The following is a 21,851-nucleotide window of genomic DNA, read 5'->3' as shown; positions in this document are numbered from 1 at the left end:
CATACTCAGATCATTTCCGCTTCGGCTTGCGCTTCTTCTTGCCCTGCTTGGGTTTCGCGCCCGCCGGCGGCGTCCTGCGGTCGCCAATGAGATCCCGCCCGCCATTCAGGTACGAGCTGAGCTTGCCCTCCCAGCAGTTCGACAGCTCGTAGGCCAGCCTGGTGCCATGCTCACACGCGATGCGGTCGTCCGGTGCCTCGGCGTTCTCAGCTGCTTCGGGCAGCAGCGTGTTCAGTTCGAGTGCGAGCGCGAGGATCCCGCGGCGGACCTGGCCCGCCGCTGACAGGTCCGCCACCACGTTTGGATCGTCGAACTGGTCGCTGTCGTCCGTCGGCCGGTAGCCCTCGGGAACCAGGCCGCTGACGTTCTCCACCACGAAGTCGGTGTAGGGCATCGACGGCGCCCGCCGCATCAGCACGGCGACGGCCTCGAACACCGGCGTCGCGTTGCCCGCGAGCACGGCGTCCCCGTCGTTGTCGCCGCGCAGCATGCGGCCGGCGGCCTCGGCGATGCCGAACCCGTGCCACGCCGCCAGAAGCGATGCCCGCGTGTCCGTGGGATCGGTCATCCGCAGCCGTCCGACGCACTCCGCGATTAGTTCCAGCGCACTGGGCTTGTGGCGAGCACCCGCTTCGGTTTCGGTCACGACAGTGACCGTAGCCAGCCCCAGTGCCGACACGAACGGGCGATCGGTCAAGTCCGACGCCTCCATGCCGGACGAAGGCTCCGATGCCCAGGCGTCGTCGGGCATCGGCCTGACTGGGAAGGACGACGAGGCCGGAGCGGCGATCAAGAATGCGCCGCCCCGGCCTCTCGTGAATCCGGTAGTCGTCCGGCGCGGTCGAGCCTCACCAGGTGTTTCGGCTACTGCCAGACGACGGTGATGGGGTGGTGGGGGCGGTCGAGGAAGAACCGGCCGCGTGTGGGGTCGGAGGTATCGGTGCCGTCGGCGGGGATCTCGAACCGGGCGCCACGGTGCCGGAAGTCCCGGTCCCAGGTGCGGATCTCGTCGGCGACACGGGCCGCCAGTGCACCACCGTGGGGGCCGTGACCGACGACGCCGGTTTCGGTGAGCTCGTGGCCCTCGCTGTCGTGCCCGCCGGGACGCTTGGCGAGGTAAGCCAGCTCGCCGTCGCCGGGCACGGCCATCCCGGTACGGAACATCGGGGTGATGCGGCCGGAGTCGATCGCGGTCTGCTCGGCTGGCATGCTGCGCAGGCCGCCGGGCAGGGCGCAGGTGAGCCAGAGGTACATCCACTCCAACGATTCCATCCGGGCGAAGGTGACCCCCGTCCATATCTCGCTGCGCGGCTGGTCGAGTACGCCGGTCAGCCGCTCGGGGGCGAAGGGCTGGTCCTGGTGGGACTGGAGGGTGACGGTGTTGTCGCCGGTCAGGTCGATCCGGCTGCGGGGGTCGTCGGCGATCCCGCCGCGCAGCGGGACGAAGCCGCACATCGCGTGCTCGACGCTGCGCCAGCCGCCGTCGCGGGCTCGCTCGAACGCGATCGAGCGCGACACACTCCCGCGAATCCGCAGGGGTACCACGAGCCGTCCGCCGGGTGCCAGCTGGGACAACCACTTGTCGGGGATTCCGTACGCGCCGACCGAGGCGATGATGCCGTCGTAAGGTGCGCCGGGCTCGTATCCATGGGCACCGTCGCCGAGCACGACCTCGACATTGCCGATACCGGCGGCGGCGAGGCGTTCGCTGGCGTAGTCGACGATGTCGCCGTCCACGTCGATGGCGGTGACGCGGCCTTCCTTGCCGACGAGGTGCGCCAGCAGCGCCGCGTTGTATCCGGTTCCGGCACCGATTTCGAGAACACGGTCACCGCGCTGCGGGCACAGCTGGTCCAGCAGGAGCGCGACGATGCCGGGCTGCGAGGCGCAACTCAGCACCTCGCCCTCCGGGGTTCGTTTGGTGACCACGATGTCGTTCGCGTAGGCGTCGGCCAGTTCGACGTCCGGGACGTAGTGGTGGCGTTCGACCGTCCGCAATGCGTCTTCGACGGCCCCGTTGCGGGCATAGCCGGCGTCCTTGACTTTGCCTATCAGGGCTTCCCGCAGGGCTTCGGGCGACATGTCGGTCGTCGTGAGGTTCATCGGCGCCTTTCGTGACGAGTTGGTTGCGTGGTCGGTGCCCGTGAGCCTGGGCGATCGAGCGAGCCGGTCGCCGATTCTGGGCCACACCCCCGACAGAAACCGGGCACGACGCCCCGCCCAATGCGTCGCGCGACGCTCTCCGATCGGCACGGCCCGATGCCGACGTGCGGTGATCACGAGGTGCGACGTTCACCTGCTACGAGTTGTACCCGATCGGGTGTAGTGACGGCTTCTCGCTGACTGGAGACCGGAACATCGCGACTTGCACTGCGCGAGGCGCCTGCGCGAACTCATTGATTACGGAGACGCCATTTCCGCGAAGCGTACGAACAGAAAGAGAACCAGATCGGCCAATGGGGAGTTTCGCGCCCATTGGTCGATCCGGTTCCGAGGTTTCGAGCCGAAATGTGCTATTTCTTGCGGCGGGATCGCGATCGAGACTTGGTGGCGACCGGTTCTTGCTGGGCAGTGTCGTATGCAGTCAGCACCTCGACGGGAATACGGCCCCGGTCGGAGACAGGCCAGCCGTTCTCGCGAGCCCATGCTCGGACGGCGCGCGTGCGCTCTCGGTCGGTGGCAACTTTGGCGCCGTTGATGTTCGGCGTCGTCGAGCGTGTCTTGCGGCCCCCGGTTCGGCGTCCCGCCGCGATAAAGGGCGCGAATTCCTCGCGCAAGCGCGCGGCGTTGTCGTCGGACAGGTCGATCTCGTAGGCCGCGCCATCCAACGTGAACGGGACAGTCTGCGTGGCATCGCTTCCGTCGATATCGTCGACCAAGTCGACTCGAACTTTCTGCGCCATGAATATCCTCCAGTTCTTCTCTATTGTTTCTCTATTAGAATTCCTGCGTGGGGTAACAATTCACATTAGCTCCGGTCGATCAATAATCTCGATGCGGGTCACCACGTCCCCGTTGCTCCGGTCGGGATTCGCGCGGCCGGTCGAGGGCTCGCTCCATGCTGCGGCCGGTGGACGGTGCGCGCGTGCGATGCTGAGGCGTACTGGCACGGATGTGGGACGAAGGTTCATCGATGGCTGCCGACATGACCTACCTGTGTTTCGTGCCCGAGCACACCGACACCGGGCACCGGGTGCTGGGCATCCACACCAGCGAGGACGGGGCGGTGGCCGAACCGCTCGCCGAACTGGTCGATGGCCCGGCCGCGACCGTGCTGGCGGACGCGCTCAACGGGATCGTGCAGCACCGCGACACCGCGCAACGCCAGCTCGACGCCGTGCTCGCCGACGTGGCCGACGACGTGCGCGCCGCGGTGTCCGCCCTCCTGCCTCGCCTAGCCCGCACCGGTGCCGCGCAGGAGCGCCTGCGGGTCGCGGCGGCGCTACCGGGCTTGTGTGAGCGGGGCCCGGGGTTGTTTACCACGACGAACTGTCCCGGCCGGTGCGAGGTGTGCGGGACCTGCCGCAACGATTGCGCCGAGTGTCCCCGGTGCCGCCAGTTCGACTGTGAGGTGTGTCTGCCGGTGGTGATCACTCCGCGCACCGCCGCCGCGTTGGACGCGGCCCTGGGCAGGTTGGCCGACGAGGTCTACGACATTGCCGAGCAGACTCCCCTGGCCGGCGGTGGGCCCGCAATAGACGCGGACACAACGATCCCGCCGTGCGTGGCCGACCGAGACCCCTGGTTTTTGCGCCGCTACGCGCGGGCCTTCGACGACCTGGCTTGCGATCTGGCTGCCGGGCGACGTCCCATCCCGGCGTGCACCGCCGAGGAGATCGCCCTGGATCTGGCGATCCAGGATGCCGAACGGTGCCAGCACGACGAACCCGACCTGCACGCCGATTTTGTGGCCGCGTACCCGGGTTCCCGGTTCGACTTCGACTGGCACATCCTGCAAGACGCTCTGTTCCAGGACAAGGACTACGAGGGGCTGCTCGCTCATCCGATCCCCCTGTCCTACGACGCGGCCGAGGAGTGGTTCGGCGAGTTCGGCAACGTGCCCACCCGCGATCCCGAGCGCGGATTCCGCCGCTGACGCTGCCGCCGCTGCCAGCAACCCAGGTGTTCACGTTGTGGCACTCGTTCGGCACGTTCGGTGTCAACGCGGGCGAAGTCTTGCGGGGAGTGCAGCTACCCTGACGGGTAGTGGCGGGGTGTCTCCGGAAGGGAGCGTGGCCATGGCAGCAGCTGAGGAGGACCGTGGGCCGGCGGGGGTCGGGCGGCGAGTCCGGGCCGCGCGCAAGCTGCACCCGAACTTGGGCCAGCGGCAGCTCGCCGCCCGGATGCACGTGTCGGTCTCGCTGGTGCGCCAGGTTGAGCAGGGCCGCAAACCGGCGTCTCCGGCGTTCGTCGCGGCGGCGGCGCGGGCGCTGAACCTGACCGTCTACGACCTCTACGAGCAGCCCAGCCCGCAGTTTGGTACCGAACGCGAGGGCATCGCCGAGCTGGAGACCGCTGTGATCGCGGGGCCCGCCCTGGCAACCGACGATCCGCCATGTCCCGTGGGCACCCTGGCGCGGGCGGTGGACACGGTCGCCGACCTCCAGCGGAAATCGCGGTACGACCGCTCGTCGGCGATGATGCCCGATCTGCTCGCCGCCCTGCACACCGCCGCCGCTCATGCCCGTGCGGGCGCTGAGGCCGAGCGGGCGCACGCGTTGCTGACCCACCTCTACCAGTGCGTCACGATCTGTCTGCACCGCATGGGTTCACCGCTGTCCGGGCAAGCCGCCGAACGCGCGGCCACCGCCGCGAGCGCCTCGGGTGATCCGCTGCTGGCCGCGCTGTGCGAGGGCGAGATCGGGTTGCCCCTGATGCACCGAGGCGCCTACGCCGCCGCCGAGCGCCTCGCCGCGACCGGACGGTCCCTGGCCGAGGCCGAACCTGCCAATCCCGCGTCGCTGACCGTGCGCGGCTATCTCCACCTGCGCTCGGCGATCCTGTCCGCCCGCTCCGGCGACCGCGCCACCTCCGATACGCACCTGGCCGAAGCCGCCGGCTGCGCCCGCATTCTCGAGCCCGGCACGGACTTCTACGACACCGCGTTCGACCCGGCCAACGTGACCATCCACTCCGTGGCCGCCGCCGTCGAACTCGGCGACGGCGCCACTGCGCTGGCCCGCAACACCTCGTTGCCTCCCGGCACCCTGGCCTCCCGGAAAGGACACCACCACGTCGACCTTGCCCGAGCGGCCCTGCTGCAAGGACGCCGCGATCAGGTCCTGGCCGAACTCAACACCGCCCGCGCCTTGGCGCCGCAGCTGACCCGCTACCACCCGCAGGTCCACGAAACGGTGGTCACCCTCGCCCACCACGACCGCCGCCGCTCCGACTCCCTGGCCACCTTCGCCCGCTGGGCCGGAATCCAGCTCTGAACCAGAGCCCGTCCGGACCGCGACCGGCGCCCCCGCTTGGCGGACACGTCGCGCGACGACGAGCGGACGGTCACGCCTGCCCGGGATCCTCGACGGTCGGCCGCTTGCCGAACACGAACCGTTCGATCGGCGCTCGCGGGCCGTCGAACTGACACAAGGTGACCAGGACGATCACGGCGGGCCAGGCCACGACAGCCACGCCGGTCAGCAGCACCGCCCGCGCGACGTGCGACCAGTACCAGCTGCGCGTCAACCCCGGAATGTAGGCGCTCCACGCCATCCGCCACACGGTGATCCCGGTGCACACGCCCACCAGCAACGCCAACCCCGCAAGGGAGCGATCGGGAACGAGGAATACCTGCATGTACAGCTGCGTGATCGAACTATCCACTGAATTGCCGCCTCGTCTCTCGTGTTCTCCCAGGTTTTCGTGCGCCGTCGAGCACACGGCGACCGACAGAATGCCGCGGCACGGCAGCGCCGAAGTACCACCGCAATGCCACACCCGCGCCCGCGCTGACCGGCGACGATGCCGAGAACAAGGCCCTATGAGGTGACTGGCAGGATCGCCAGAACGGGCGCATGCTGAAAGTTCCTGCCGAAGCACGCGAGGGGGAACCGAATTGAGCACCGCGACTACCACCGAGGTCCGCACCGGATTCGGCGCGGCGATCCTGCTGGGCATCGGCGATGACGACAACGTCGCCTGCGTCGCCGAACACGACGCCGCCACCGAGGACGAGGCCCGCCGCTGGATCGAGCAGACCTTGCCCACCGCGGCGATGCCGGACTGGGTCCACCAGCGCCCTCACGGCACGGCCGGAGCCTTCCTGTTTGCCGTCTACACCGAAGGCATCCGTGTCCAAGACGGACCGGGTGAATCCCGCTGGGAGACCTACCCGGACGACGCGCCCGAACACACCGCCGACCTCATTGATGGTGCCGTGCGCTGGTGGCCGCGTGAGGACACCCAGCGATAACAACACACCGCGCGCGACGGGCTCGTTGGGACGGTCCCGCCGCCTAGACTTCTGCCGATGGCACCCACCGGATCGGAGTCCACGCGCCTGGCGATCGTGCGCGGCAATTCGGGATCGGGTAAAAGCTCCGTGGCGCTGGCGGTCCGTGCACACCTCGGCCGGACCTGCGCCGTGGCGGCCCAGGACGTCATCCGCCGGACCATCCTCAAAGAACGCGACGTGCCCGGCGGCGTGAACATCGGTCTCCTCTCAACCGTGGCCCGCTACGCCCTCGACAACGGCTTGCACGTGATCGTGGAAGGCATCCTGCATGCCGAGCGCTACGGCGACATGCTCGCCGAACTCGCCGTCGACCACCGCGGCCGCACCGGCGTCTACTACCTGGACGTCTCGTTCGAGGAGTCGCTGCGCCGGCACGCGACCCGGCCGCAAGCGGCCGAGTTCGGCCCCGAGCACATGCGCGAGTGGTACCGCGCACGGGACCTGCTCGGGCTCGACGGCGAGCAGCTCGTCCCGCCGACCTCCAGCCTGCAGGACACTGTCTGGCGCATCCTCGCCGAAGTCTTCGACCAGCAGCACAAGCGAGACCCCGACCCGGCTGCTCCTGTCGCCTTGAGCAGCGCCACCGACGGGTGACCGCCGCCGCGCTCCGGTCCGCTCAGCGCGCGACGGTGTAGATCTGGCAGACGCGGCCAAGCTTGTAACTCCCCATCAGGAGCACCTCGCACCACAGCCGCGTGGCAGTTGTCGAGTCGCGGGTCGGTTAGAACAGGCTCTCCTGCTCGGCGGGGTCTGTCGCCGGGTGCTTGGGCTCCAGCCGAGCGTCGCGTTCGAGGTCGTGCAGACCACGCCACGCACCCAGTTCGAGCAGGCGGGTCAGTACGGTGACGGTGAGTTCGACGTCGGCCATCGCCCGGTGCCGGTCGGCGGGTATCGGGATGCCCAGGTGGCGTGCGACGTCGTTGAGCCCGTGATGCGTCAGTCCGGTCAAGACGGTGCGGGCGAGTCGGACGTTGTCGAGTAGTGGTGTCGCCGCGAGGTTCGGGCAGTGCTGGCGTTGTCCGTAGATCAGGGTGCGCTCCGTGGCCGCTCCGTGTGCCACAACCCGGTACGGCCAACTCGCAGTCTCGTCATCGGGCGCGGGCAGTAGCCGGTCGAGGGCGGCCATGACCTCCCTGGCGGGTGGCGCGTCGGCGAGCATCGCCGGCGTGAAGCCGACCGCGCGCTCGCGCCAGGTCACCGGTATGCCCGCGGGCGGCTGGATGAGCGACTCGAACCTGTCGATCTCGACCAGGGCGCCGCTGCGGTATTCGAGCTTGGTCGCGGCGACCTCGATCGGTTCCGGCGAACGTCCGGCCGGGGTGAGTCCTTCGAAGTCGAGGACCAGCAGCCGGGTCCGTCGCATCCTGGGATCGCCGCCGAGATCAACCAAGCTCATTGCCAGCGCCCTCCGAACGGGACATCGGCGACTGCCGAGACCCTGCCGCCGGTAGGCGACGCGTCGGTGGTCGGCCCTGTTCGCTGGCCCACCTGTTCCGATGAAATCCAGTCACCGCAGCACCTTTCGGGTCCGCACACGCTATTTCGGTGGTGGCACGCCCCGCTACCTCGGCCACAACCACGCCGTTCGCCGCGACGTGGGGACGTCGGCCGGCGTGTCTGGCGGGAGGGTTAGGACGCGGGCGACCAGGACCAGGGGCGGGGCCCGTTCCGGCCGCGTAGACAGGAGACACGGAGTGCGGCTTCCTGGTGCGCGTGGGGATTCTCGGCGGCGTGTTGGGCGAGGTAGCAGGTCATGCGGAGTTCGCGGATGTCGCGCAGGAGCGCGAATCCGTCCCAGGTGGTGACGTCGTGGCCGTAGCGGTGGCAGAAGTCGCGGTAGTCGGCGGCGCTGATCCAGGCGAAGCTCGTGTGCTTGATGGCGGTGGAGACGAGATCCCATTCGGGTGGGCCGATGGAGGCGCGTTCGAGGTCCAGCAGCACGACCTGGTTGTCGTTGGTGGCCACGACGTTGCCGACCCAGGCGTCGCCGTGCAGCACGGTGTGCGGCAGGCCGGCGGGGAGGCGGTTGTAGCTCTCTCGCAGGGTGGTGAGGTGCTGGTGCAGCCAGGCGCGGTCGTCCTCGGTGAGGCTGGTGGCGGCGGCGATGCGCTCGTCGAGGCGGACGAACGGCTCCAGTGCGGAGAACGGGTGCTGCCCGGTGACCGGCAGGTCGTGCAGGCGGCGCAGAGCCGTCGCGACTTGAGCAGGGGTGCCCTTGTGATGGGTGGGCAGCTCGTGCCAGAAGGTCACCGCGCGCCCGTGCGCCTCGATGGGTTGGCCGAGGTCGTCGAGGGCGCGGACGGCGGGGATGTCGTGGTCGGCGAGCCATCGGGCGATGCGGACTTCCCGGGTGGCGGCGTCGAGCTGGCCGGGTCGGGCGATGCGGGCGACGATGCCGCCGGCGAGCCGGAAGATCGCGTTCTCGCCGAGCCGGATGGGCTCAGCGCCCCGCGCGTCGATGCCTGCCTGGTCGCAGGCGTCGCGCAGTACCTTCTCGGCTTCGTCGGTTCCAGCCGTGGTCACGACGCGGCGACCACCGTGTGGATGCGCTGGCGCAAGGCGGCGACCTCGGGCGTGCGGCTGTGGCGGTGGGCGTAGCGGGACAGCTCGCGCAGGTCGTCGGCGGCCCGGCGGGAGCGCACGGTGCCCGCGATGTCGAGCGCGGCCTGGCCGATGACGGCAGCCTCGGCGGGGTCACCGGTGGCCATGGTCAAGGTGGCCAGTTTGATCTGGGAGATCGCGCGGGAGCGGGCGTAGGCGTCGGTGTGCCCGGTGACGGCGTCGGTCAGCCGCGCGGTGGCGTCGAGCGGCCGGTGACCGTGAACGGCGAGGTCAAACAGGGCGTGGCCGGTGTCGCCGACGTGCTGGGCATGGTCGTAGTAGGCCATCCACGGCGGATCGTTGGCGGGGGTGGCGTGGGCGAACTCGTCGTCAGCGCGGCCGACGGCGGCAAGGGCGTCACGGGTGCGGCGCATCTTGGCCAGCGCGCGGGCGTGCGCGGTGTGGAGCATTGCCCGCTCGGTCGCGGTGAGCCGGTCGGCGCGTACCAGGGCGTGCTCGATCCAGGTCAGCCCTTCGTCGGGTTTGCCGATCCAGATCGCGTGCCGCGCCATGGAGGAGAGGATCTTGGCGCGCAGGTGCCAGTCGCCGGCCTCTTCAGCGCAGGCGAGGCCGAACTGGAACGCGTGGGTGGCGTCGTCGTGGGCGTAGGCGTCGAAGGCCATGAACCCGCAGGTGTGGGCCAGGTAGCCGATCGCGCTGCGCAACGGGCCTCGCAGCGCCTCGTCGCAGCTGGCGTCGAGCAAACCGGCCGACCACTGCAGCTGGGCTTGGACGGCTTCGCGCGCGAGGCCGCCGCCGTACGTGTGGTCCCAGCTGGCGAACACCTTCGCCGCGGTGGCGATCTGTCCGATTTCGGCGGTGCCGACCCGGGAGGGGACGGGGGTAGGTTCGCTGCCCTGCAGCCGGGCGGCGACGGGAGCCAGTGTCAGCGCGCCGACACCGAGGCCGACGCTGCGCAGGAACTGCTTGCGGTCCACGTCCGCCAGCTTTACCACCGTTCGCCGCCGGTTGGTAAAGCCCAGCGCGGCATCAGTGGAGGCCCCCAGCACAGCTCGCAGCGCTTCCCGGTAGAGCGCGCCGGGCCAGCGGATCACGCCGCGTTCGAGCTTGCCGATGTAGTTGGCATCAGTCACGGCCTGCGTCTCGTGGTGCACCGCGATGTGCTGATTGACCAGGTCAGCAAGCTCCTGACGAGACAGGCACTCGCCCGGTTGCGTCGGGGACTCGGTGCGTTCCCGAGCCTGCCGGAGCTCATCGTTGTCCATTGGTGCGGGTCGCCCTCCCACGTGCTGACCTGCCCCATCCTGACACAGCTCGTGGTCAACTCAACACCATCGGTCGACAGGGGAGGATGGCAACCCTCCCCGAATCCTCCCCTTGACGTCCCACGTCCGCGCCTTGGCCCCGCCGTGGGCCCGGGTAAGGGTCGAACCATGGCAGAAGTGATCGCCCGGCATGCCCACGGTCCACGCCGCGCCAGAAGCGGCGTCGATCGTCAGAGCTGGTCAGCGGTGGGCACGTCGGCGGGGTCGGCGCGGGGCGCGTGAACCGTGGCGGAAGGGTGGCGGGACTGTGTGGCCGTCGTGGTCGCGCTCGACAGTCCAATAGGCCGGATGGCCGAGGTTGTCGACCAGGCCGCTCGTCATCTACCACCGCCCGATCAGCCTTACCTCTGCCCGTGCTGCTCGACCGATCCGTGGCCCTGCACCTTGTTCGACGACGCGGCTCGACGTCTGCTGGCCGCCGGGCTGCGCCTCGCCGAGTTCGTGCCGAGCGAGCTGCACGAGCGCCTCTGGCCCCAGCGGCAGCGACGCTAACCAGACGAGTAGAAGGAGCCATTCCGATGGACGAGGTACTCACCGCCACGCTGCGGCGGGCTGTCGTCGACCGGCTGGACTACCTCGACGTCCTGGCTGCGACAGGCGACACGCCCTCCAAAGCCGCCTTGGCCGAAACGGAGATCGCCCGATTGACAACCGCGTGGCGGCAGTTGCTCGACCAGCACGCACTTGACGCCCGCGGTCAGTGTGCCCGCTGCTCGCGCCGATGGCGGCGCAGCGAGTGCACCGTGTGGGAGACGGCTCACCAGCAGCTCATCGGCGACGACGCACCGTCCGGCGCTGATCGAGCCGGACGGCACCGGCTCCGCCTCCTGCCGCATTGAGGTATCGGACCGGTTCGTAATTCCTGGGCGTGACCGATGAGGAGGTTGTCACCAATGCAGTTGCTGTGGCTGAAATCGAAACCCGTGGCATCGTGGCTCTAGCCCGACTCGGTCTCTACGGTCTGGCGGTACAGCAGCTCGTACAGGTGTGCGCCCTTGATGAGGACCGAGGCTTCGACGGGGCGTTCGTTGTCGCTGTAGATGACACGCAACTGCCGGATCACCGGCGTCCCATCCGGGAGGTCCAGCGTCTCGGCTTCCTCCACCGTCGGGGGGCGTGCCGAAATCCGGTCGACGAAGGTCCTCTGAGGAAGGCCGAGGTCGGCCAGGACCTGGGGTGCGCCGCCGCGGATTTTCGCGGCCTTGGCCAGGCTGCTGTTGGCGGCAATCTCGGCGGGATAGTACGACGCGGACAATTCCACGGGCTGCTCGTCGTGGAAGAGGATTCTGGTGCGGACGATCGCGGAAGCGCCCGGCGCCAGTTGCAATCCGTCGGCGATGTCCGCCGGTGGGATGACGTTGTCGACGTTGAGCAACTGGTAGCGGAACCGGCCTGGTTCAGGCTTGATGTAGGCGGAGGCGTCGATGATGAACGGCCGCCGATCGCGGACATAGACGCCTTTGCCGACACGGCTGTCGAGGAAGCCTTCGTCCTTGAGCGCCTTCAGCGCGTGCTGGATGGTGGCGTTCGCTGCGCCGTACCGCTCGACGAGTTGCGCGGTGGACGGCAGTTGCGTACCTGGGCTCAGCTCGCCGCGCATGATGAGATCGCGCAGTTCTGCTGCGATTTGCTGATGCCGGGGCCGGATGTCACGGGTGCGAGGCAAGTCCGACTCCTGGAGACGCCGTCGGGGCAGTCATGGCGTCAGCTCGTATCGCAGCCGTCGCCCCTCGGCCACCATCGTCATCACGCTGGCTTCGACGGGCAGATCGTTCTCGGAGACGAGCGCGCGAGCGAGCAGCAGCACACACGACGGGTCGTCCAGCTCCAGCACGGCCCGTTCGTCTGGTGTCGCCAAGCGTGCGCTGACGTCTTCACGGACGCGGCGAGGCGGATGACCGAGGTCAGCCAGGAGGGCAACGGCACCACCGGGGATCTTGCGGGGCTCGGCCAGCCTGGTGCCCCGAGCGATGTTCGCGGGGTAGTACGAGTCGACGAGCTCGACCGGGTGGTCATTGAACAGCATGAGACGGCGCCGCACGACTACCGCCTCGCCCGCAGCCAGGCCCAGCATGTCGGCGACCGCCGCGGAGGCGACCACCTCGTCAACACTCAGCAGCTTTTGAGTTCCCGTGCCGCCGTGCTCTGCCGCCTCGGCGCCCCAGGCGTCGCCGCGATGGCCGCTCACGTAGGGCATCGACACGCTCGTCCACGGGCCGGCGCTCGTCATCGCTCGCCCTCCTTGCGTCTTACGGATGGGGGTGCTCCCACCGTTGACCTTAGTCGTAAGGCAGCAAGGCCACCCAGGACGTTCAGGCAGCGTCAACCTTGTCACCTTTCTGATATCGCAGTAAAGTCGTCTGTAGTGAAGGTACTACAGAACGTCACTAACTCCGTTCGACCCCCGAACTTCCGGCCGCTGCGTCATCCGGCCCGGCAAGACAGTTCGGCCGCCAGCGCACATCGTCCGAGTGCCGTTCGGCATGACCGAGGAAGGAGGGCTACATGAAGGCCACTGAGGAGAAGTGTGTGGCGGACGGCCAGGTCACCATCTCGCAGTCGTTCGGCTTCAGCGCCAGCCACGAGCTGAGGCAGTTACCGGCCAGTCACAAATGTCGCCGCAATCACGGCCACAACTACACGGTGACCGCCTCGGCGCTTGTGCACGATGACGCCCCCGGAGACCTGTCGCCTCTCGGGGACTATCTGGCCGCGACGTTTGACCACCGGTTGCTCAACGAGCAGGTCACCTTCCACCCGACGAGCGAGCTTCTCGCTGCTCACCTTGCCGAGTGGTTCCGGGACAACATGGAATCGGCGATGCCGATCACGCTGGTCGAGATGGTGGTGTCGGAGACTGCGACCACCTCAGCGCGCTGTGACGGCGTCACCGGTGAGGTCACGATCTCGAAGACCTTCAAGACCAGCCACGGCGACGTCGCGCTGGTGCTGGGGGCGGACGGGCTCAACGAGGTTGGGTTCATCACCGATTTCGGCGACCTGAAGCCGTTCGGGACGTACCTCCAGGCGTCTGACGCCGACGCGGGGCTACGTGCTGCCGGCCCTGCGCTGGTCGCTCACCTGGCTGGCTGGTTCGTCGACAACGTCGAGCCGGAGATCCGCGGTCGGCTCGTATCCGTACGGGTCGACTCGGGGACGACCACCGGTCTGTGGGAGCGAGGCGATGCCTCGTGAACACGCCGGCCTTGGCTCCCGGACGTGTAGAGGGTTCCGCGATTCTCACGGAGCGGTTCGAGTCGTTTCAGGGCGAAGGTCCGTGGACCGGGCAGCGCTGCGTGTTCGTCCGGTTCTCCCGGTGCAACCTCCGGTGCGGCTTCTGTGACACCCCGGAGAGCTGGGACTGGAGCAGGTACAACCCGGCCGAGGTCAGCGACAGAGTCCCCATCGCCGAGCTGGTGTCGTGGGTGCGTGAGCGCGGCGTGGACATGATGGTGATCACCGGCGGGGAGCCGATGTTGCAGCGGACCGCCATGACCGCCCTCGCCCGCGGCCTGGCGAACGTGCGGGTGCAGGTCGAAACCAACGGCACGATTGCGCCCACACCGGAACTTGCCTCCTTGGTCGACCTCTGGGTGGTGAGTCCGAAACTCGCGAATTCCGGCATGACCTACTCCGCCCGAATCAAGCCCGAGGCCCTCTCGGCGTTGGCCGCGACCGACCGCGCGGTGTTCAAGTTCGTTGTCGTCGAGCCCGACCGCGACCTCGACGAGATCGCCCAGCTCGTCGAGGAGCACCAGCTGGCTCCGGTGTGGGTGATGCCGGAAGGCACCACCCAGGAGAAGGTTCTGGCTGGCATGGACGCGCTCTACGGCCCGGCCACTGATCGCGGGTGGAACGTCTCCACCCGCCTGCACATTCTCACCGGAGCGCGGTGACACCGATTCCCAGACTGAACACCGGATCGCGCGGTTTCCCGTGCCAGCACCAAAAACTCCGTGACCTCCTGTTGAAGGATGCCTTCCGATGACCTGACCGAGGCCACCGTGATGCTCGCGGTCGTCGCTGCGCTGGCATGCCGCGCAGCGCCTGCGCGCCGGGGCACTCCCCCGAGCCGCTGCTGACGTCTTTTGACCGATTTACCGAACCCGGAAGCGAGGCAAAGTCCGTGACCAACACTCTCGACAGGCTGGTTCCCAGCGACAGCCAGGATCTGGCGTCGCCGGGCCCGGTCGACACCGAGCGCGTCGCCGATCTTGTCGGCCAGCTCCTCGCCGCGATCGGCGAGGACCCCGGACGGGTGGGCCTGTCGGACACGCCGGCCAGGGTCGCCGCGTGGTGGAGCGGCTTCTTTTCCCCGGAGCCGTCGGCCACGCCGACCTGCTTCACCGAGCAGCACCTGAGCGGCCAGTTGGTCGTGATCGGCGGTATGAGCGTCTGGTCGCTGTGTGAGCACCACCTGCTGCCCATGAACCTGGACGTCGCAGTCGGTTACGTGCCGGACGGCGAGGTGATGGGCCTGTCGAAGTTCGGCCGCATCGCACAGCAGTGCGCCGGTCGCCTTCAGGTGCAGGAGCGCTTCACCCGGCAGGTAGCGGACGAGATCGCCGTCGTGATTGGCAGTACCAACGTGGCCGTCGCGGTCCGCGGCACGCACCTGTGCATGAGCGCGCGGGGCGTGCGGATGGAGGCAGCTCGTACCACCACACTTCAGGCCAGCGGCCGGTTCGAGAGCGATCCTGTGCTCTCCCAACAGTTCCTCACTCTCGCCACCGACAGGTGGAGGGCCGTCTGATGGCTAAGAGCATCGCTTTCTCCGCGATCGCGCCGCCGGACTACCTGAACGCCTTCGTCGCGCAGGAGCCCGCCAGCGTCCACCACGTGGCGGCCCAGCGTGTTCTGACCGACGCTGCCTACCGCGCGTTCTTCCATCGCGAGGCCCAGCGGGGCGCGGAGATCATTGTCGACAACGGGGTCTTCGATCTCGGCCACGCCCTGCCGGCCGCCGACCTGATCGCGGCAGCCCGCATAGTCGACGCCCGCGAGATCATTCTCCCGGACGTCATGCGCGACGGACTCGCCACCATCAAGGCCAGCGACGAAGCCGCCCGCGAGATCCTTGACCTGAGCGACGAGTTCCGCCTGTGCGTCGTGCTGCACGCGGCAGACGATCACGAGTGGCTGCACTGCTACGACTACTTCGCCTCCAGCGACTACGTCGGAGCAATCGCGCTGCCCGCCTCCCGGCGCCCCGCCCCCGAAGACCAGCTCTGCCGCACCCGCTGGGCGGCCACCCAGTACCTGGAAGACCACGGCATGATCGAGGACAGGATCGTCTATCGGCTGCTCGGCCTCGGCCGCACCGGACACCTGGAACTCGTCGAACAGCGCGAGCACGAATGGATCGCCTCGGTCGACGGCGCAGCGCCGGTCATCCTCGGCGCGATGGGCATCGCGATGCTGCCCGGCGGCCCCTACAAGAAGCCCAAAACTCCTCGGATCGAGGACCTGGGCCCCATCCCCGAGGAACGGTTCGACCTGATCCGACGCAACATCGCCGTCGTCCGCGAGGCGGCCGGCAGCAGCGTCCGTATCCCGGAGGCCGCCTGATGAACCTGCTCGCCAATGCAGTCCTGCCCGCACGCCCCGACTCGGCGTTGCGCAGTTCTCCCATCGCGGTGGACGGGCACACCATGGCCCCGGACCGCCTTCTGCGCTACCTCCAGATCAAGGTGCACCACCTGATCCAGGACCACGACTGGGACAGCATTCACGTCGTCGGCAGTTACGACCGCCAAGCGGTGATCTCCGCGCACGAGAAGACCGGCAAGCTGTTCAACTTCGAGCGCCCCACCGCCGACATCCAAGGGCGTGCCCTCATCGTCAAGGCATTCCCCGGTGCCGACTACGTCCACCACTATGCGCTGATCATCGCCACTTACCTGGCCATGATGGGCAAGGCGGTTGATACCGTCACCTACGCGCTTCCCGACCCCGCGGTATCCCGTGAAGCGGTGAAGCGACTCACTCTCGACCTCGACGGCGATCTCGTGATCGTCGGCTGGGGCCTGGCGCACCTCGCCCCGCCGGACGGTGTGTGGAACCACGGCCACGGCTACGCCTGGCAACGCACCGAGGTCCACGGCCGCAGGGTGGTCTACCTCGGTTTCCTGCACAGCATCTGGGGCGACGTCGCCGGGCGAGTCGTCACGCGCCTGGCGGAGCTCGGTGCCCGCGACGTCGTCTACGTTGGCAAAGTCGGCGCCCTGAACCCCGACATCGAACCCAACACGCGACTTGCCACCGGAAACACAAGCCTCGTAGGCGGCAGCGTCGTGACGTGGCCCGACTTCTTCGGTGACTTCGCCACTGCACAACCGGGCGTGCACACGGGCGTCCACGTCACCTCGCCCTCGATCCTGCTGGAGAACAGGGACTGGCTGACCGAGCACGCCGAGCACGCCTTCGTCGATCCGGAGATCGGCCCCATGGGGGTGGCAGCACGCGACGCCGGAATCGACTTCGGTTATCTGCATGTCATTTCCAACAACCTCGCTCGCCATTACCCCGCGGACTTGTCCAACGAGCGGCACAGCGACGTTGTCCGGCGCCGCACCGTCCTAATCAGACAGATCCAAGACGTCATCGCCAACCGACTGGCCGCCCGGCCGATCTGAACCCCTTGGAGGAGCACCGCATGACGAACGCAGCACCTTTCTTCAACCCCACGCGCGGACGGGAGATCACCGTCGTCGGCATCGACGGCGCGGGCAAGTCCACCCTCGCCGCCCGCCTGCACCAAGCGCTCACCGAGGCTGGCCACGAAACGATCCTGATCGGCAAGCACAGCACCGAAGTCCCGATGGACCCGGAGTTGTCCGCCTACGTCGATCAGCTCAACGCCCTGGTCTATCGCCGCGACGCACGCATCGCCCAGGCGTGCGGTGACCACTACTGGCTGCTGGCGTTGGCCGCCTGGTACACCCTCCAGGACAAACTCGTCATCCAGCCCGCTCTCGCCGCCGGAACACACGTGATCCTCGACAACGCCCACCACAAGATCCTCGCTCGCTACGCGGTGAATCCCGACGTCTCCACCAGCCTGGCCGAGCAGGTCTTCGCCCACCTCACCGAACCGGACCTGGTGTTCTTCCTGCGCATCAGCGCCCGTGACGCGCTCGCCCGCAAGGGCGAATTCAGCTCCCTGGAAACCGGCCACTCCGGCGGCGCGGACGAGGACTTCATCCGCTACCAGGACGTCGTTCTCGCGAAGCTGCGCGAGCACGAGCAGCGCAGCGGATGGCTGTCGATGGACGTGACCGACATGGACCGCGACGCGGTCTTCAAGACCGCCGCCGACGCGCTCGCCGACCGCCTCCAGCTCGCCATCTGACCCGCCCGCAGCCACCACGAGGAACGCACCAATGCTAGTGACCCGACCGACCGACGGCGAGTACGTGTGCCACGGCATCACCTGGGCGACAGGAGATCCCCGGCTGCTGCTGGCCCCGCTGCCTGACGACGGGCCGCTGGTCTACGCCGAGATCATGAACCAGCGACTCGGCTTCGCGGTTGGTACTGGCCGGTGGTGCACCGGCCGGTATCAGTTCGCCGACACGGTGCGCGTCGAGGCCCTCGCGTGCCCCGACCGCGCGCCGACCGAGCAGAGCGACCAGTGCGCCCGTTGTCTGCGCCAGGACGAGTTCCGCTTCGCCCACCAGTTCCACCAGGACGGCAACGTCCCCGAGACCTTGCGCCAGTACATGGACCAGCCGCACTGGCTCTACCTCGCCACCTTCGCCGACGGCGCCACCAAGGTCGGCACCGCAGCCGAACCACGCAAGCAATCCCGCCTCGACGAGCAGGGCGCCCTGATCGCCACCTACCTGACCAAGAGGTCCGACGGCCGGGCCGTACGCCACCTCGAAGACGCCATCACCCGCGGCCTGCAGATGCCCCAGACCGTCCGGGCCTCAACCAAGCTCAAGGCGCTGGCCAACCTGACCGACCTGTCCACCGCGAGCGCGACCCACGACCACCACGTCTCCCGTGCCGCTGACGCGCTCGCCGCCATGGACACCCCGGCAATGCTGGAGAAGTGGACTCCTCCTGCCGAAGGCGACCGAATACGCGTCGCCGCCGGTGTACGGATGCTGTATCCACACGACCTGCGCGACGGCGAGCACGGCTTCACCGTCGTCTCGTGCGTCGGCACCCAGATACTGGCCGTCCTGGACGGTGACGACGAGGTGGACTACGTGCTCGACCTCGGCACCCTCAAGGGTCGCCGCATCACGCTCGGCCCGTTCACGTCGCCCGTCGCCGCCTTCCAGAACTCTCTCTTCTAACCGACCCCGGCTGGCTCATCGCGTCCGTCTGCCGAGAGCCTGGCTCTGCACCCCTGAAGCGAGGTACCCGCGATGGCACCCCTGGACGCCCTTCTCGGCTGGGACGAGGACACCACCGCAGAGGCGTACGCCGCCTTCACCCGTGACTTCCCCATGTACGCGGCCACCAGCCGAGACCTTGCCCGCCGCGCTGAGCTCACCGACGGCCGCCTGGTGGTCGACCTGTGCGGCGGAGCCGGCGCGACCGCAGAGGCAATCCTCGAACTCGTCCCGATCGACGCCCAGGTCGTCTCCCTGGACGCCGCCGCCGCCATGCAGCGCGTTGGCCGACGCACCCTGGCCGACCCGCGCCTGACCTGGGTCACCGCCCCAGCCGAAGACCTGGCCGACCACGTTCCCGGCGCGGCGGACGCCGTGGTGTGCAACTCCGCGATCTGGAAGACCGACGTGCCACGGGTGTTCGCCGCCGTCCACCAGGTCCTACGACCCGGCGGCCGGTTCGTGTTCAACGTCGGCGGCGGCTTTGCCGGCATCCGCCACCCCGACGAGACCAGCCTGCGCACCGGACCGTCGCTGAACACCTTGATCCGTCAGGTCGCGGCCCGTGACTACGGCTACGCCCCGCCGCCTCCAGCCGTCGAGGCAGCTCCCAAGCTGTCGGTGGACACGATCGCCGAGCACCTGTCAGTCGCCGGGCTGACCGTGCTCGACACCGAGGTCGTCGCCCAGCACAGCACCATGGCCGAGAAGAAGGCGTGGCTGTCGATTCCGGTCTTCGCTCGACCCGACGGCGAGTTCACCCACGCTCAGCGGACGGACATCCTCGACAAGGCGTACTCGCTGACCACGCCCGACGCGCCAACCGTGACGAGCTGGCTCGTGGTGGTCGCGCAGCGACCCAGGGAACAACGTTGACCGCCCCGCCGCCGGTCAGTAGCCGCGGCAGCGGGACAAAGTACTGCGACCACGCGGCCGTCGGTGTGCTCATCTCCTCGCCGGCCGGGCTGCTGGTCTTTAAACGGGCGAGGCCCCCGGCGGGGATCGCACCGGTCGCCGGTCATGTCGACCAGCACGGAGGGCCCGAGCAAGCCGCCCACACTGAGGTCGCCGAGGAAGTGGGCCTGACCGTCACCTCTCTTCACCTGCTGCTGAGCGCATGGCGGCCCAACCACTGCCGCCGGCCAACCAGGGACCGCGTGGGCCATCAGTGGTGGATCTATCGGGCCCAGACGTCTGGACCGGTCCGACCTTCTGCCCAAGAGGTGCGCGCCCCACGATGGCTGCACCAAGACCAGCTCCAGCAGTACGCGCACCGCACCGCGGCCTATGCCGGAGGGCAGCTGAGCGAGGAGCAGTTCACCGCGGAGCCCGGCTTGGAGCCGGTATGGGTTCGATTCCTGCACGAGCTCCAACTGGTGACGCTGCCCGACGACATCCTGAGTCTGATCGACAAGGTCCTCTGACCGTGCGCCGACCACGGGCCTCAGTGCGCCCCCACTACGTTGCCCGCTGCCAATCGCCGCACGTACGCGCGGATACGTTCGCGGTCCTCGGGAAACACGCTCTCCCACATCTCGTCCAGGTCGACCCACTTCGACGGCTGCCCAGCCTCTCCGCCGAGCGGCACATCACGGCCGACGACGGCCCCGTAGGACAGGCTCAGCGTCGGCGCCCAGTCGGCACGGAAGGAGCGGACAGCCACCGCGGCCGGGACAGGCAGCAACTCGCCCGCTACACCGGCCTCCTCCACGAGTTCACGGGCCGCAGCTGCCCGCGGCGTCTCGCCCGGCTCGACCTTGCCGCCAGGCGGTACCCATCCACGCACGCGGTGCCGCACGAGCAGGACGTGGCTGTACGTCGGGTCGGTGACCCAGACCTCGGCCGCGAGCGGCTCCATCAGCGTCTGATGGGCGCGCAGCCACGCCTGGGCGTCATCGAACTCCATCGCGGCAAGGCGGGCATCGGCGACCGCCGCTTCCACGGTCAACTGGTCAATCACCTGGCCCAGCCTAAGCCGACGTCGCAGCCGCCACAGACATTGACGAGAGCACCGCCCGCCGTGTCCCAGCCCGCTAATGAACGGCCTGAAGGTTCAGGCAGGTCATGCCTGCGGCGACCACGATGCACCGGCCCGGCCGCTGCGGGGATGACGCGCCCACCCCTCCGCGTCATGGGCGCCGCGGATCCCGGTCACACCCTCAGCCCGACGGGGCACCGGGCCGTCGCGCCCCCGTCGCTCCACTCCAGCGGCGCACGGGTGCCACATCCGCACACGAAGTTACAGTGTCAAGGGGGTCGTTCGAGTCGGGGTGAACGAACCCGCCCTCGGGGAGGCCAGTCATGGCGCACATCACCAGCACGCACCCGTGGTGTCCCTCGCTGGACACCACCCGGGCTGGGTTAGCCCGGGTGCGGGACGCCGCGCTGGGCGGCAAGGACAACTACGCCATCGACCGGGAACTGCTGGCCGAACTCGAACACGCCGCCCCCGGCTTTCGTGATCTCGTGCGGGCCGAGCGTGCCTGGCACACCCGCGCGGTGCGCTACCTCGCCGCCAGCGGTATCGACCAGTTCCTCGACTGCGGCGTCGGTTTGCCCGCACCGATCGACAACACTCACGAGATCGCCCAGCGCCACGATCCCGAGGCCCGGGTGGTCTACGCCGACGCCGACTGCATCGTGGTGGCTCACGGCCGCGCCCTGCTGCAAGACAACGACCGCGTACTGGTCGTCCAGACCGACTACACCTACCCCGAAGAACTCGTGCCCGCTGCGGGTGCATTGCTCGACTTCAGCCGACCGATCGCAGTGTTGCTGACCGATACCCTGCACTACGTCGACGACGACGCCCATCCCGACAAGCTCATGGCCACCTACCGCGACGCCCTCGCCCCCGGCTCCGCCGTCGCGGTCAGCCACTGGTTCGACCCCGAAATCGGCCCGGGGCACGACGCCGCCCGCGCTCTCGAAACCGCGTGGCAAACCCGCTGCCCCGGCTCCGGCCGCTACCGCACCCGAACCGAGATCGACGCTCTCCTTGACGGCCTACAGCTCCTGCCCCCCGGCTTGGTGGCGCTCGACGACTGGTGGCCCGACGGCCCTGCCCTGACCACACCGGCACCGACCCGCGCGCTCGGACTGGCCGCGATCGCCACCAAGCCCTGACCTGGCGCGACGCGGGCCACCGCACCAACCGAACAC

Annotated in this window: 26 protein-coding genes; 16 read left to right on the top strand and 10 right to left on the bottom strand. The window is 68.6% G+C overall.

Annotated elements, in window-relative coordinates:
- Positions 1–10: 10 nt before the first annotated feature.
- From FCN18_RS37125 to FCN18_RS37115, 3 genes are all read right to left on the bottom strand, one after another.
- On the bottom strand, positions 11–646 hold the full coding sequence (locus FCN18_RS37125; RefSeq protein ID WP_137097377.1) for a hypothetical protein: 636 nt from the start codon (positions 644–646) through the stop codon (positions 11–13).
- 218 nt (positions 647–864) lie between these two features.
- Complete coding sequence (gene fxlM / locus FCN18_RS37120; protein WP_137097376.1) at positions 865–2,103, bottom strand: methyltransferase, FxLD system; 1,239 nt, start codon at positions 2,101–2,103, stop codon at positions 865–867.
- Positions 2,104–2,513: 410 nt separating this feature from the next.
- Positions 2,514–2,903, bottom strand: coding sequence for a histone-like nucleoid-structuring protein Lsr2 (locus FCN18_RS37115; protein ID WP_137097375.1), 390 nt, complete (start codon positions 2,901–2,903; stop codon positions 2,514–2,516).
- A gap of 230 nt (positions 2,904–3,133) precedes the next feature.
- Between FCN18_RS37115 and FCN18_RS37110 the strand changes: the two genes are divergently transcribed.
- Together FCN18_RS37110 and FCN18_RS37105 are read left to right on the top strand one after the other, a co-directional pair.
- On the top strand, positions 3,134–4,096 hold the full coding sequence (locus FCN18_RS37110) for a hypothetical protein (RefSeq protein WP_137097374.1): 963 nt from the start codon (positions 3,134–3,136) through the stop codon (positions 4,094–4,096).
- Between the two features lie 142 nt (positions 4,097–4,238).
- The gene (locus FCN18_RS37105) at positions 4,239–5,435 is read left to right on the top strand and encodes a helix-turn-helix domain-containing protein (RefSeq protein ID WP_137097373.1); all 1,197 of its coding nucleotides are present in this window, start codon (positions 4,239–4,241) and stop codon (positions 5,433–5,435) included.
- Between the two features lie 70 nt (positions 5,436–5,505).
- On the opposite strand, the gene FCN18_RS37100 is transcribed toward FCN18_RS37105, so the two are convergent.
- Positions 5,506–5,826 carry a hypothetical protein gene (locus FCN18_RS37100; protein WP_137097372.1) on the bottom strand — a complete coding sequence of 107 codons (321 nt, stop codon included), beginning with the start codon at positions 5,824–5,826 and terminating at the stop codon, positions 5,506–5,508.
- 232 nt (positions 5,827–6,058) lie between these two features.
- On the opposite strand from FCN18_RS37100, the gene FCN18_RS37095 reads away from it, so the two are divergent.
- Together FCN18_RS37095 and FCN18_RS37090 are read left to right on the top strand one after the other, a co-directional pair.
- The gene (locus FCN18_RS37095; protein ID WP_137097371.1) at positions 6,059–6,415 is read left to right on the top strand and encodes a hypothetical protein; all 357 of its coding nucleotides are present in this window, start codon (positions 6,059–6,061) and stop codon (positions 6,413–6,415) included.
- Positions 6,416–6,472: 57 nt separating this feature from the next.
- A complete protein-coding gene (locus tag FCN18_RS37090) occupies positions 6,473–7,051 on the top strand; it encodes a kinase (RefSeq protein WP_137097370.1) in 579 nt (192 codons plus the stop codon).
- A gap of 127 nt (positions 7,052–7,178) precedes the next feature.
- Here the strand turns inward: FCN18_RS37090 and FCN18_RS37085 are convergent, their stop codons facing one another.
- The 3 genes from FCN18_RS37085 to FCN18_RS37075 all read right to left on the bottom strand — a co-directional run bounded on the left by FCN18_RS37085 (position 7,179) and on the right by FCN18_RS37075 (position 10,284).
- The gene (locus FCN18_RS37085; RefSeq protein ID WP_137097369.1) at positions 7,179–7,853 is read right to left on the bottom strand and encodes a 3'-5' exonuclease; all 675 of its coding nucleotides are present in this window, start codon (positions 7,851–7,853) and stop codon (positions 7,179–7,181) included.
- Positions 7,854–8,086: 233 nt separating this feature from the next.
- Entirely contained in the window at positions 8,087–8,980 is an 894-nt protein-coding gene (locus FCN18_RS37080; protein ID WP_137097368.1) for a phosphotransferase enzyme family protein, read from the bottom strand.
- Positions 8,977–10,284 (bottom strand): XRE family transcriptional regulator, encoded by a 1,308-nt coding sequence (locus FCN18_RS37075; RefSeq protein WP_137097367.1) that lies wholly within the window; start codon positions 10,282–10,284, stop codon positions 8,977–8,979. Before FCN18_RS37075 ends, FCN18_RS37080 begins: the two co-directional genes overlap by 4 nt.
- A 348-nt stretch (positions 10,285–10,632) precedes the next feature.
- Here FCN18_RS37075 and FCN18_RS37070 point away from each other — a divergent pair, with 348 nt between their 5' ends.
- Both FCN18_RS37070 and FCN18_RS37065 read left to right on the top strand, forming a co-directional pair.
- Entirely contained in the window at positions 10,633–10,836 is a 204-nt protein-coding gene (locus FCN18_RS37070; protein WP_137097366.1) for a hypothetical protein, read from the top strand.
- 26 nt (positions 10,837–10,862) lie between these two features.
- A complete protein-coding gene (locus FCN18_RS37065) occupies positions 10,863–11,183 on the top strand; it encodes a hypothetical protein (RefSeq protein WP_137097365.1) in 321 nt (106 codons plus the stop codon).
- Between the two features lie 98 nt (positions 11,184–11,281).
- Here the strand turns inward: FCN18_RS37065 and FCN18_RS37060 are convergent, their stop codons facing one another.
- Both FCN18_RS37060 and FCN18_RS37055 read right to left on the bottom strand, forming a co-directional pair.
- Positions 11,282–12,010: a GntR family transcriptional regulator gene (locus FCN18_RS37060; RefSeq protein ID WP_137097364.1), complete on the bottom strand. Its 729-nt coding sequence runs from the start codon at positions 12,008–12,010 to the stop codon at positions 11,282–11,284.
- A gap of 30 nt (positions 12,011–12,040) precedes the next feature.
- Positions 12,041–12,574 (bottom strand): GntR family transcriptional regulator, encoded by a 534-nt coding sequence (locus FCN18_RS37055; protein ID WP_137097363.1) that lies wholly within the window; start codon positions 12,572–12,574, stop codon positions 12,041–12,043.
- Positions 12,575–12,849: 275 nt separating this feature from the next.
- On the opposite strand from FCN18_RS37055, the gene FCN18_RS37050 reads away from it, so the two are divergent.
- From FCN18_RS37050 to FCN18_RS37010, 9 genes are all read left to right on the top strand, one after another.
- On the top strand, positions 12,850–13,539 hold the full coding sequence (locus FCN18_RS37050) for a 6-pyruvoyl trahydropterin synthase family protein (RefSeq protein WP_137097362.1): 690 nt from the start codon (positions 12,850–12,852) through the stop codon (positions 13,537–13,539).
- A complete protein-coding gene (locus FCN18_RS37045) occupies positions 13,515–14,240 on the top strand; it encodes a 7-carboxy-7-deazaguanine synthase QueE (RefSeq protein WP_323808406.1) in 726 nt (241 codons plus the stop codon). Before FCN18_RS37050 ends, FCN18_RS37045 begins: the two co-directional genes overlap by 25 nt.
- Before the next feature lie 137 nt (positions 14,241–14,377).
- On the top strand, positions 14,378–15,097 hold the full coding sequence (folE, locus tag FCN18_RS37040) for a GTP cyclohydrolase I (RefSeq protein ID WP_137097361.1): 720 nt from the start codon (positions 14,378–14,380) through the stop codon (positions 15,095–15,097).
- Positions 15,082–15,912 carry a hypothetical protein gene (locus tag FCN18_RS37035; protein WP_206078083.1) on the top strand — a complete coding sequence of 277 codons (831 nt, stop codon included), beginning with the start codon at positions 15,082–15,084 and terminating at the stop codon, positions 15,910–15,912. Before folE ends, FCN18_RS37035 begins: the two co-directional genes overlap by 16 nt.
- Positions 15,912–16,979 carry a hypothetical protein gene (locus FCN18_RS37030; protein ID WP_170200648.1) on the top strand — a complete coding sequence of 356 codons (1,068 nt, stop codon included), beginning with the start codon at positions 15,912–15,914 and terminating at the stop codon, positions 16,977–16,979. Before FCN18_RS37035 ends, FCN18_RS37030 begins: the two co-directional genes overlap by 1 nt.
- Before the next feature lie 20 nt (positions 16,980–16,999).
- Positions 17,000–17,695, top strand: a complete 696-nt coding sequence (locus tag FCN18_RS37025; protein WP_137097360.1) for a dTMP kinase — start codon at positions 17,000–17,002, stop codon at positions 17,693–17,695.
- 31 nt (positions 17,696–17,726) lie between these two features.
- The gene (locus FCN18_RS37020) at positions 17,727–18,650 is read left to right on the top strand and encodes a DUF2797 domain-containing protein (protein ID WP_137097359.1); all 924 of its coding nucleotides are present in this window, start codon (positions 17,727–17,729) and stop codon (positions 18,648–18,650) included.
- 72 nt (positions 18,651–18,722) lie between these two features.
- Positions 18,723–19,565 (top strand): class I SAM-dependent methyltransferase, encoded by an 843-nt coding sequence (locus FCN18_RS37015; protein ID WP_137097358.1) that lies wholly within the window; start codon positions 18,723–18,725, stop codon positions 19,563–19,565.
- Entirely contained in the window at positions 19,562–20,113 is a 552-nt protein-coding gene (locus FCN18_RS37010; protein ID WP_137097357.1) for an NUDIX hydrolase, read from the top strand. Before FCN18_RS37015 ends, FCN18_RS37010 begins: the two co-directional genes overlap by 4 nt.
- Positions 20,114–20,133: 20 nt before the next feature.
- Here the strand turns inward: FCN18_RS37010 and FCN18_RS37005 are convergent, their stop codons facing one another.
- Entirely contained in the window at positions 20,134–20,649 is a 516-nt protein-coding gene (locus tag FCN18_RS37005) for an NUDIX domain-containing protein (protein ID WP_323808405.1), read from the bottom strand.
- Positions 20,650–20,990: 341 nt separating this feature from the next.
- Between FCN18_RS37005 and FCN18_RS37000 the strand changes: the two genes are divergently transcribed.
- Positions 20,991–21,815, top strand: a complete 825-nt coding sequence (locus FCN18_RS37000) for an SAM-dependent methyltransferase (protein ID WP_137097356.1) — start codon at positions 20,991–20,993, stop codon at positions 21,813–21,815.
- The last annotated feature ends 36 nt before the right edge of the window (positions 21,816–21,851 follow it).

This window comes from Prauserella endophytica (assembly GCF_005146945.1).
Classification (GTDB): Bacteria; Actinomycetota; Actinomycetes; order Mycobacteriales; family Pseudonocardiaceae; genus Prauserella_A; species Prauserella_A endophytica.
Note: the sequence above shows the minus strand (reverse complement) of the source record. Positions and strands in the feature narration are given on the sequence as shown.

What these genes read in the sequence shown, in the direction of transcription:
- fxlM (WP_137097376.1), bottom strand. Translation starts at nt 2,103, where the DNA reads ATGAACCTCACGACGACCGACATGTCGCCCGAAGCCCTGCGGGAAGCC.
- FCN18_RS37115 (WP_137097375.1), bottom strand. Translation starts at nt 2,903, where the DNA reads ATGGCGCAGAAAGTTCGAGTCGACTTGGTCGACGATATCGACGGAAGC.
- FCN18_RS37110 (WP_137097374.1), top strand. Translation starts at nt 3,134, where the DNA reads ATGGCTGCCGACATGACCTACCTGTGTTTCGTGCCCGAGCACACCGAC.
- FCN18_RS37105 (WP_137097373.1), top strand. Translation starts at nt 4,239, where the DNA reads ATGGCAGCAGCTGAGGAGGACCGTGGGCCGGCGGGGGTCGGGCGGCGA.
- FCN18_RS37090 (WP_137097370.1), top strand. Translation starts at nt 6,473, where the DNA reads ATGGCACCCACCGGATCGGAGTCCACGCGCCTGGCGATCGTGCGCGGC.
- FCN18_RS37085 (WP_137097369.1), bottom strand. Translation starts at nt 7,853, where the DNA reads ATGAGCTTGGTTGATCTCGGCGGCGATCCCAGGATGCGACGGACCCGG.
- FCN18_RS37075 (WP_137097367.1), bottom strand. Translation starts at nt 10,284, where the DNA reads ATGGACAACGATGAGCTCCGGCAGGCTCGGGAACGCACCGAGTCCCCG.
- FCN18_RS37070 (WP_137097366.1), top strand. Translation starts at nt 10,633, where the DNA reads ATGGCCGAGGTTGTCGACCAGGCCGCTCGTCATCTACCACCGCCCGAT.
- FCN18_RS37065 (WP_137097365.1), top strand. Translation starts at nt 10,863, where the DNA reads ATGGACGAGGTACTCACCGCCACGCTGCGGCGGGCTGTCGTCGACCGG.
- FCN18_RS37055 (WP_137097363.1), bottom strand. Translation starts at nt 12,574, where the DNA reads ATGACGAGCGCCGGCCCGTGGACGAGCGTGTCGATGCCCTACGTGAGC.
- FCN18_RS37050 (WP_137097362.1), top strand. Translation starts at nt 12,850, where the DNA reads ATGAAGGCCACTGAGGAGAAGTGTGTGGCGGACGGCCAGGTCACCATC.
- folE (WP_137097361.1), top strand. Translation starts at nt 14,378, where the DNA reads ATGCCGCGCAGCGCCTGCGCGCCGGGGCACTCCCCCGAGCCGCTGCTG.
- FCN18_RS37030 (WP_170200648.1), top strand. Translation starts at nt 15,912, where the DNA reads ATGAACCTGCTCGCCAATGCAGTCCTGCCCGCACGCCCCGACTCGGCG.
- FCN18_RS37025 (WP_137097360.1), top strand. Translation starts at nt 17,000, where the DNA reads ATGACGAACGCAGCACCTTTCTTCAACCCCACGCGCGGACGGGAGATC.
- FCN18_RS37020 (WP_137097359.1), top strand. Translation starts at nt 17,727, where the DNA reads ATGCTAGTGACCCGACCGACCGACGGCGAGTACGTGTGCCACGGCATC.
- FCN18_RS37015 (WP_137097358.1), top strand. Translation starts at nt 18,723, where the DNA reads ATGGCACCCCTGGACGCCCTTCTCGGCTGGGACGAGGACACCACCGCA.
- FCN18_RS37000 (WP_137097356.1), top strand. Translation starts at nt 20,991, where the DNA reads ATGGCGCACATCACCAGCACGCACCCGTGGTGTCCCTCGCTGGACACC.